This is a genomic window from Jeongeupia chitinilytica (assembly GCF_014652315.1).
Lineage (GTDB): Bacteria > Pseudomonadota > Gammaproteobacteria > Burkholderiales > Chitinibacteraceae > Jeongeupia > Jeongeupia chitinilytica.
Window position 1 is genome coordinate 1 of record NZ_BMYO01000022.1, and the last position, 836, is coordinate 836.

The 836-nt window shown below is 65.1% G+C and carries 1 protein-coding gene; it reads right to left on the reverse strand.

Annotated features, from left to right (window positions below; translation table 11 throughout):
* The coding region (locus IE097_RS19180; protein WP_268247097.1) for an ATP-binding protein at window positions 1–836 on the reverse strand (836 nt) is incomplete at both ends.

Below are 836 nucleotides of genomic sequence, written 5' to 3' on the forward strand. Positions count from 1 at the left end.
CAGGTTCTCGCGCAGATCGCCGGCGCTGGCCAGCACGTGTACCGGCGGCACGCCCGCCAGACTGGCCGGTTGCCGCCGTTCGGCGATGGTCAGCGGCAGCGTCACGCTGAAGCTGCTGCCCAGTCCCAGTTCGCTGACCAGCTCGATCTCGCCGCCCATCAGCGTGACGAGCTTGCGGCAGATCGACAGGCCAAGTCCGGTGCCGCCGAAACGGCGTGCGGTGGAGTTGTCGGCCTGGGTGAACGGTTCGAACAGCTGCGCCTGATCGGCCTTGCCAATACCAATGCCCGAGTCAGCCACCTGCAGCTGCAGACCGAAACGGCCGGGCTCGGCCTCGCTGCCGCCAAGCCGGATGACGATCTTGCCGCTGTCGGTGAACTTGACCGCGTTGCCGACCAGATTGCTCAGTACCTGCTGCAGGCGATGACGATCGCCGACCAGCATCGGTGCATCCGGCTGCAGGCAGCAATACAGTTCGACCCCCTTCTGCCGCGCCAGCGGCGCGAAGTTCATCGCCACGCCTTCGACCAGTGCGATCGGATCGAACGGCGCCGCCTCCAGCGTCAGCTGATCAGCTTCGATCTTCGAGAAGTCGAGGATGTCGTTGATGATCTGCAGCAGGTTGCCGGACGAATGCCCGATGGTATCGAGATAGCCCTTTTGCTGCGCCGACAGCACCGTATTGCCCAGCAGCTCGAGCGTGCCCAGCACGCCGTATAGCGGCGTGCGGATCTCGTGGCTCATCATCGCCAGGAATGCCGACTTGGCCTTGTTGGCGGCATCGGCGGCGCTTTTGGCGCTGGCCAGTGCCAGCTCGGCGTTCTTGCGGTCGCTGT